This is a genomic window from Streptomyces sp. NPDC059861 (assembly GCF_042731435.1).
Taxonomy (GTDB): Bacteria; Actinomycetota; Actinomycetes; order Streptomycetales; family Streptomycetaceae; genus Streptomyces.
This window is the reverse complement of the sequence record NZ_JBHWJQ010000016.1, coordinates 138591-146661: the sequence shown is the minus strand read 5'-3', so window position 1 is coordinate 146661 and position 8071 is coordinate 138591. Positions and strand designations below refer to the sequence as shown.

Annotated in this window: 7 protein-coding genes and 1 pseudogene; 1 reads left to right on the top strand and 7 read right to left on the bottom strand. The window is 73.3% G+C overall.

Going from position 1 to position 8071, the window contains the following annotated elements; genetic code table 11:
* Positions 1-170 precede the first annotated feature (170 nt).
* Positions 171-301: pseudogene (locus ACFV6X_RS16975) on the bottom strand (TetR/AcrR family transcriptional regulator); the annotation flags it as partial.
* 101 nt (positions 302-402) lie between these two features.
* Positions 403-2376, bottom strand: coding sequence for a GTP-binding protein (locus tag ACFV6X_RS16970; protein ID WP_385383811.1), 1974 nt, complete (start codon positions 2374-2376; stop codon positions 403-405).
* Between the two features lie 162 nt (positions 2377-2538).
* Here ACFV6X_RS16970 and ACFV6X_RS16965 point away from each other — a divergent pair, with 162 nt between their 5' ends.
* Positions 2539-3639 carry an XdhC family protein gene (locus ACFV6X_RS16965; protein ID WP_385383808.1) on the top strand — a complete coding sequence of 367 codons (1101 nt, stop codon included), beginning with the start codon at positions 2539-2541 and terminating at the stop codon, positions 3637-3639.
* Between the two features lie 26 nt (positions 3640-3665).
* Here the strand turns inward: ACFV6X_RS16965 and ACFV6X_RS16960 are convergent, their stop codons facing one another.
* The 5 genes from ACFV6X_RS16960 to ACFV6X_RS16940 form a co-directional block, all read right to left on the bottom strand.
* Complete coding sequence (locus ACFV6X_RS16960; protein ID WP_385383805.1) at positions 3666-4166, bottom strand: metallophosphoesterase family protein; 501 nt, start codon at positions 4164-4166, stop codon at positions 3666-3668.
* 114 nt (positions 4167-4280) lie between these two features.
* Complete coding sequence (locus ACFV6X_RS16955; protein ID WP_365447675.1) at positions 4281-4460, bottom strand: hypothetical protein; 180 nt, start codon at positions 4458-4460, stop codon at positions 4281-4283.
* 92 nt (positions 4461-4552) lie between these two features.
* The gene (locus tag ACFV6X_RS16950; RefSeq protein WP_385383801.1) at positions 4553-4909 is read right to left on the bottom strand and encodes a DUF6479 family protein; all 357 of its coding nucleotides are present in this window, start codon (positions 4907-4909) and stop codon (positions 4553-4555) included.
* A gap of 82 nt (positions 4910-4991) precedes the next feature.
* Entirely contained in the window at positions 4992-5411 is a 420-nt protein-coding gene (locus ACFV6X_RS16945; RefSeq protein ID WP_365447671.1) for a CBS domain-containing protein, read from the bottom strand.
* 88 nt (positions 5412-5499) lie between these two features.
* Entirely contained in the window at positions 5500-7944 is a 2445-nt protein-coding gene (locus ACFV6X_RS16940) for a SpoIIE family protein phosphatase (RefSeq protein WP_385383798.1), read from the bottom strand.
* Between the last annotated feature and the right edge of the window lie 127 nt (positions 7945-8071).

Genomic DNA, 8071 nt, shown 5'->3' with positions numbered 1-8071 from the left:
ACCCCCCAGGTCATCCGTTCGACAGAGGGGACACAGTCATACCGGGCCCGGAGGCCAGCGGCCCCATTGCAGGACCGCGAAAAAGATAACGGGGGAGGCTGATGTGAGGAATCGTTCCGCCGGATCGCGGCGGACCCGCGTCAGCCCGCCCCGGGCCGCCACCCCGCGGGAGCCCGGTAGCCGGGGCTGTCGCCGAGAGCTGGAGCGCAGCGTCGAGGAACCGCTGGTGCCGCTCGGCCTGCCGTTCCTGTGCCGACTTCCCGCCGTAACGACCTGTCGGGGCCCTCAGCCTGCCCGCCAACGTCCCTCCCGCTCCGAATCGTTGGACAATTCTGTCGTGCAGGCGGTCTCCTGGTGAAGGGCCCCCTGGTGCCGCGCCGACCTCCGCCGACTGACGGTGCCTCAGGTGCCGACGCGGCGTGTGACGTTCAGCAGGTACTCCTTCCGGTTCAGCGGATTGTGGTCGGTGCGCGGCCGCTCCGGCACCGCGGTGCCGGACACCACGGGCGCGTAGTGGTCGAAGGCGCTGTCCAGCTCGCCCTCGCCCCGGGTGAGCCCCGGCAACCGCTGCTCCAGGGCGTGCACCTGGGCCGCGGGCACCGTGCCCTCCATGACACAGGCCGCGTCACCGGTCCCGGTCGTCCGCGGCACGGCGCGCAGCGCGGCCAGCATCGGCAGCAGGGCGCCGAGCGTGTCGGCCGGGGCCTCGATCCGGAAGCGGTGCATCGGCTCGTGCACCCGGGTGCCCGCACCCCGCAGCGCCTCGATCAGCACCAGCGGGGTCAGGCCCCGGAAGTCCTGGCCGGTGCTGGACATGCTCTTGTCGAAGCCCTGGTGGGCGTGGCTCTGGCGGGGCGAGTAGCCGGAGTGCGTCATGGTGACCGTGCAGTCGGGGATCCGCCAGCCGTGCAGGCCCTGGTCGAGGGTCTCGCGGACGGTGTCCTCCACGGCCTTGAAGAAGGCGTACGGCATGGAGCCGAGCTCCACCTCCAGCCGGAAGCGGACGCCCGCACCGGGCGGGGCGGGGTCGACGCGCAGGCCGACCGTGGCGAGGAACGGGTTGACGTCCTTCCTGTTGAACTCCACCGCCGACCCGGTCCCGGCCAGCCGCTCGACGCACAGAGGTGTGGTCTCCCGGAAGGTGACGTCCAGTCCGTAGTCGCCCGCGAGCGTGGCCTGGACGACTTCCTTCTGCACCTCGCCGTACAGGGAGACGGACGTCTCCCCGCGCGCCTCGTCGTGCCGCAGCGCGATCAGGGGGTCCTGCTCGGCGAGCTGGGTGAGCGCCAGATGCAGGGCCCGCCGGTCCGTCCCCGGGCCGGGGACGACGACCGTCTCCAGGGTCGGCGGGGCGAAGATGTGCCCGTACGGTTCCCGCGGTACGCCGAGAGAGTCGCCGATCCTGACCTCGGTCAGGCCCCACAGCCGGGCGATGCGGCCCGCCGGGAGGGCGTCCTGCCGGGTGTCGGAGCCCTGGTCGAAGACGCTGATGGCGGTGATCCGGCCCTCCGTGCGCTCCGCGCCGCACGGCACCCGGTCACGGACGCGCAGTGTGCCGGAGAACAGGCGCGCGTAGGCGACCTTCTCGCCGGCGGGGCCCCGCTCGACCTTGAAGACGGTCCCGGAGACCGGGCCCCCGGGATCGCCGCCGGCGGTCGGCAGCAGGTCCCTGATGCCACCGATCAGGGCGTCGACGCCGGCGCCCGTGATGGCCGAGCCGCCGTAGGCGGGGTGGACCAGGGCCTCGCGGGTCCGGGCCGCGAGGGACGCGCGCAGCAGGCCGTCCGGGACGGTGCCCCGTACGTAGGCGGCGAGCAGGTCGTCGTCGTGCTCGGCGAGGACGTCGAGCGCGGCCGGGCCGGGGCCGGGAGTGAAGCCGGCGGCCGGGGTGCCGAGGCAGGTGGCCGTGCCCATGGGGACGACGGACGCACCGAGACGTTCGGAGACCGAGCGCAGCACCGCGTCGTAGCGGGCTCCCCGGCGGTCGATCTTGTTGACGAAGAGCAGCGTGGGAATGCGCAGCCGGCGCAGGGTCCGCATCAGGACGCGGGTCTGCGCCTGGACGCCCTCGACGGCCGAGACGACCAGGACGGCGCCGTCCAGGACACCGAGCACCCGCTCCACCTCGGCGATGAAGTCCGGGTGACCCGGGGTGTCGATGAGGTTGACGGTCACGTCGTCGAGGGGGAACGAGACGACGGCCGACTTGATGGTGATGCCGCGCTGCCGCTCCAGCTCGAGGGTGTCGGTCCGGGTGCTGCCGGCGTCGACGCTGCCGATCTCGTCGATCACCCCGGCGGAGTGCAGCAGCCGTTCGGTCAGGCTGGTCTTACCCGCGTCGATGTGCGCGAGGATCCCCAGGTTGAGCAGGTGCACGAAGCGTCATGTCCTTTGTGGAGTGGGTCTTTGCGACGGCTGAGGACATGAAGGGAGATCGCATCGGTGACTCCTTGCTCGCTGACGACTGGTCGGGTGCAGTGCAGCAGAAGAGCGGCGGCGCGACAATGGATTAACGCTCAACCATGCGAGGGTCGCCATATGCGTGAGATTCTTCCGGCGCTGCGCCACTGGTACGCGCGATCAGCCCCGTTCGGCCTGGCCACGGTCGTGGGGGTGAGCCGCAGTGCGCCGCGTGATCCGGGTGCCGCGATGGCGGTGGGACCGGACGACGAGGTGGTCGGCAGTGTGTCGGGGGGCTGCGTCGAGGGGGCGGTGTTCGAACTGGCCCAGGAGGTCGTCGAGAGCGGCGAGGCCCGGCTCGAGACCTTCGGGTTCAGCGACGACGACGCGTTCGCGGTGGGGCTGACCTGCGGCGGCGAGATCACCCTGCTGGTCCGGCCGGTCACGCCGGAGCGGGACCCCACCTTCGGGGCGGTCGCCGAGACGGTCCTGGACGGCCGCCCCGTGACCGTGGCGACGGTGACCGACGGGCCGGCGCCACTCGGGGCGACGCTCGCCGTGTGGCCGGACCGGGTGGCCGGCACGCTCGGCACGGGCGGCCTGGACGCGGCGGTCACCGCCGACGCGCGCGGCGAACTGGCCCTCGGCTCGACCGGCGTACGGCACTACGGGCCGCGCGGGGAGCGGCGCGAGGACGACGTCTCGGTGTTCCTGCACTCCTTCGCGCCGCCGCCGCGCATGCTGGTGTTCGGAGCGATCGACTACGCGGCGGCGGTCGCCCGCGTCGGTGACTTCCTCGGCTACCGGGTCACCGTCTGCGACGCCCGACCGGTCTTCGCCACGCCGAGACGTTTCCCGCCCGGCCTGGAGGTCGTCGTCGACTGGCCGCACCGGTATCTGCGCGCTACCGGCACCGACGAGCGCACCGTGATCTGCGTGCTCACGCACGACCCGAAGTTCGACGTGCCGCTGTTGGAGGTGGCCCTGCGCCGGCCCGCCGCGTACATCGGGGCGATGGGCAGCCGGCGTACCCACGACGAGCGCACCAAGCGCCTGACCGAGGCCGGGCTCACCGACGGTGAGCTGTCCCGGCTGCGCTCCCCGATCGGCCTCGACCTCGGCGCGCGGACGCCGGAGGAGGTGGCCGTGTCCGTCGCGGCGGAGATGGTGGCGCTGCGGTGGGGCGGCAGCGGGACGCCGCTGACGGCGACCAGGGGGGCGATCCATCCGCAGTCGTAGCCCCGACCGGCGCGGCGCCCGGCACGTCAGCGGGGCGGCAGCCGGTGCAGGGTGACGTCCGTGAGCCGGCCGCCGGTGACGGTCGCGGTCATGTAGGTGCAGTGCGGCTGGCGGCGGCGGTCGGTGGGGGAACCGGGGTTGAGCAGCCGCAGGCCGGTCGCGGCCGTGGTGTCCCAGGGGATGTGGCTGTGGCCGAAGACCAGGACGTCCAGACCGGGGAAGCGGGCGGCGCAACGGGCCTCGCGGCCCTGCGCGGGGCCCGTCTCGTGGACGGCGGCGAAGCGCAGGCCGTCGAGTTCGGCGTGGGCCACCTCGGGCAGCCGGGCGCGCAGGTCGGGTCCGTCGTTGTTGCCGTACACGCCGATCAGCCGGCGGCAGCGGCTCTCCAGCAGGTCCAGGGTGGCCGTGTCGACCCAGTCACCGGCGTGGAAGACCACGTCCGCGTCCGACATCTCGGCGAGCAGCGGGGCCGGCAGCGCCTTGGCGCGCTTCGGCAGATGGGTGTCCGACGTCAGGAGCAGGCGCACTGTCACAGCGAAGGACCACCCACGGCCGTCGACCCGCGCGGGCGGTCCGCGGCGGCTGATCCGTCAGGAGTCGCTCTGTCAGGACGGCGCAGGGAAGGCCGACGACGTGTTGCCTCAGTCCTCACCTCGCACGATGTTCCACTCCGGTGCTGTGTGCGAGGTCCGGGGTCCGTCCGGGCTCTCCACGGCGGGGAGCCAGGTGCGCAGTTCGCTCTTCGCGCGCAGCCGACGGGCCTTCGACCAGCCGGTTTCCAGTCGGCGGACGACGGGTTTGTCACTGGTGGACGTGGTCACGACGCAAACCTCTTCCTTCTGCGTCCCCTCGTACGAGTGTACGGAACTGGTGACCGGGTCCCCGTCGTCGCAGCTGGTAAACGCCGTGCGGCTCAGGCGCTGCCGGGGCCGCCGCTGCCGAAGGAGCCGCTGGAGCCGCGGTTCCAGCGCGGCCTGCGCTGGTCGCCGCTGGGCATGCCGCCGGAGGGCCGCAGGTCGTGCGGGGTGAGGCGGTCGTCCGCGCTCATCTCTCGGGGTGCGCGCTGTTCCCGGGTCTCCCGGACCGCGCCGGAGGCCGGCAGCCGGGGCTGCTCGTCGGGCCGGGGCCGTCGGGGCTCGCGCTTGCGGACCTTGATGCCGAGCAGCACGGCCCAGACCAGGGCCCCGGTGACGATGACGCCACCGACGAGGACCGCGACGAACCCGGCGACGGAGCCAGCTGCGGCTACTTCGTATGCGGTGAGGTTCATGCGCTCCGAGTACCCGGTCGACGGCGGTGAATGACTCCGCGGGCCGCCGCGGACGCCGGAGCGGCCGGCGGTGTGCGACGGGCTACGGGTTGGGCCTGGCCACGCTGATGTCGCCGAGCGCCGACTGCGGATCGCGCTCCATGGCCAGGTCGCCCAGGGAGACGATGCCCACGGCGTGGTCCTCGTCTACGACCGGGATGCGGCGGACGGCGTGTTCGCGCATGAGTTCCACCGCGTGGTCCAGTTCCTCGTCGGACCGTACGGTCACGAGATCGTCGCTGCACGCGGCGGCCACGGTGATCTCGTCGGCGTCGCCGCCGTCGGCGATCGACCGCACCACCAGGTCACGGTCGGTGACCAGGCCGCGCAGGTGGTCGCCGTCCGTGACCAGGACGGCGCCGAGGTCCTGGTCGCGCATGATCCGGGCCACCGCCGCGACGGACGTCTGCGGTTCCACGGTCACCGGGTCTGCGGTCATGATGTCGCGGACGTACTGGGCCATGACGTGCCTCCTTCGTCTGCTGTCCTGTGTCGTGTCTCCTCTGTCCTCGGCTCCGAGTACCCGGGGCGGCAGCGACGGCACGTGCGGGTCAGCGGTCCAGGGCGATCTCGCTCCACACCTGTTTGCCGCCGCTGGCCGGCACCGTGCCCCAGGACGCCGACATGGCCTCGACGAGGAGCAGGCCGCGGCCGCCGGTGGCCTCCCAGCCGATGCTGGTGGGCTTGACGGGTGTGCGCGGGGAGGTGTCGGCGACGGTGAGGCGCAGCCGGCTGTCGACCAGGGTGAGGTCGAGGCGGACCGGACCGTCGGTGTGCACCAGGGCGTTGGTGACGAGCTCGGAGACGATCAGCAGGATGGCGTCGGTGTGCGCGGTCACGCCCCAGGCCCGCAGGGTGCGCCGGGTGAAGCGGCGGGCGTGCCGGACGGCCTCCGGGACCCGCCAGACGGTCCAGGTCTCGCGCCGCGGACGGACGTCCATGCCGTCGTAGCGCATGAGGAGCAGGGCCACGTCGTCGCCGCGGTGCGCGTCGCCGAGCAGGCCGTCGGCGACCAGGCCCAGGTGGGCGGGGTCGGAGGCGGCGAGCCGCTCGGCGAAGCCCGCCATGCCCTCGTCGATGTCGGAGTCGGCGGTCTCGACCAGGCCGTCGGTGGTCAGGGCGATGAGCGTGCCGGGCTGGAGCCGCAGCGGGCTCATCGGGAAGTCGGCCTGGGCCATCACGCCGAGCGGCAGGCCGCCCTCGACCTCCGCGATCTCGGTGCTGCCGTCGGGCTGGCGCAGCACCGCGGGCAGATGCCCGGCGCGCACACACCAGGCGGAGCCCTCCTCCATGTCGACGTCGACGTAGACGCAGGTGGCGAAGAGGTCTGTCTCCATGCCGACGAGGAGCCGGTTGGCGTGCGAGACGACGACGTCCGGTGGGTGGCCCTCGACGGCGTAGGCGCGCAGCGCGGTGCGCATCTGGCCCATGAGGGTGGCGGCGCCCGCGCTGTGGCCCTGGACGTCGCCGATGACGAGGGCGACGTGGTTGTCGGGCAGCGGGATCACGTCGTACCAGTCGCCGCCGACCTCCAGACCGGCCGTCGCGGGCAGATAGCGGGCGACGGCGACCGCGCCGGGCAGCTCGGGCAGGCGGCGCGGGAGCAGTTGGCGCTGCAGCATGCCGACGAGTTCGTGCTCGGCGTCGAAGGCGTGGGCACGCATCAGGGCCTGGCCGGCGAGACCGGCGGAGGCGGTGAGCAGGGCGCGTTCGTCGGGTCCGAAGTCGTGCGGGCGGTCCCAGCCGATCAGGCAGGCACCGGCCATCCGGCCCCCCGCGGGCAGTGGGAGCACGGCGAGGCCGCCGGGGCCGACCTCGGCGAGCGCGGGTTCCAGGGCGGTGCCCGCGGGCCAGATCTGGGCGCGGCCCTCGCGCAGGGCGGCGGCCAGGGTGGGCATGGCGCGCACGGGCGCGTCGGGCCATTCGGTGCGCCACTCCAGGCGCCACAGCTCGGGCCAGGCCTCCGGTTCGGGCGGGTCGAGGACCGTGACGACGAGCCGCTCGTGCTCCAGTTCGGCCAGGGCGATCCGATCGGCCTGCAACGGCCGGCGCAGGGCGGCGACCACCGCCTGGCTGACGTCACGGACGGTGCCGGCGGTGGCCAGGGCCGCGGCCAGGCGCTGGACGCGGGTGACGTCCGTGACGTCGGACCGCAGCGTGGAGGTGTCGTCGACCGTGCCCGACAGCCGGGAGGCGACGCCCTCGCCGCCGGGCAGCAGACGGCCGCGCAGCCGGAGCCACTTGGGCGGCCCGCCGGGCTGGCGCACCCGGAACTCCAGTTCGCGGTCGCCGATGGTCATGTGGTCGGCCTCGACCACGGACATCAGCGACGGCAGGTCCTCCGGCACGGTCCGGCCGAGCAGCGTCTCGACCTTGCCGTCGAACTCGTCCCGGCCGATGCCGAACAGCTCCAGGAGGTCGTCGCCGACCTGCACCAGGCCGGTGTCCATGGCGAGGCTGAACCCGCCCGGCGCCAGCTCACCGCCCTCGGCGCGCGGTGACGGGGCGGGCACCGCGACGGCGTCGGCGATCAGCTCCAGGCATTTGCGGTCGTCGGTGTCGAAGCCGTCCCGGTACTCGCTCACGGCGAGCAGGCATCCTCCGCCGCCGGTGCGGTGGGCGGGCAGCGCGGCCAGGGAGAAGTCCCGCGCGGCGGTACGACGGGACTCCGCGCGGTCGGCGAGTTCGCCCGGGCCGAGCCATACGGCGCGACCGGTGTGGTGGGCGTCGGCCACCGGCGAGCCGCCGGTCAGCGGATAGCCGTCGCGCAGGCCGTACAGGGTCCTGGGCACGCCGGCCGACTCGGCCATGCACAGCACCTCGCCGTCGTCGCTGGGCGTGTAGAAGGCGGCGAAGGTCGCCCGTGCGAAGACGAGCGCCTGTTCGAGGATGCGGTGCCCGCGTTCGGGGGTGTCGGGGTCGGCCATGAGCGCCGAGAGGGCGGCCTCGGCACGCAGCACTCGCGCCCTGCGCCCGGCAACGCCCTCACTGACCACGTCCGTATTACAGCGCTAATGAACGCCGCGCGCAGCCCCTGTGAACATAGTGCGGCCCTTCGACGGGCTGTCGGGCGGGCCGACGCTCGAGACAGACGAACAGGTTTCTACGCATGCGTACCACACG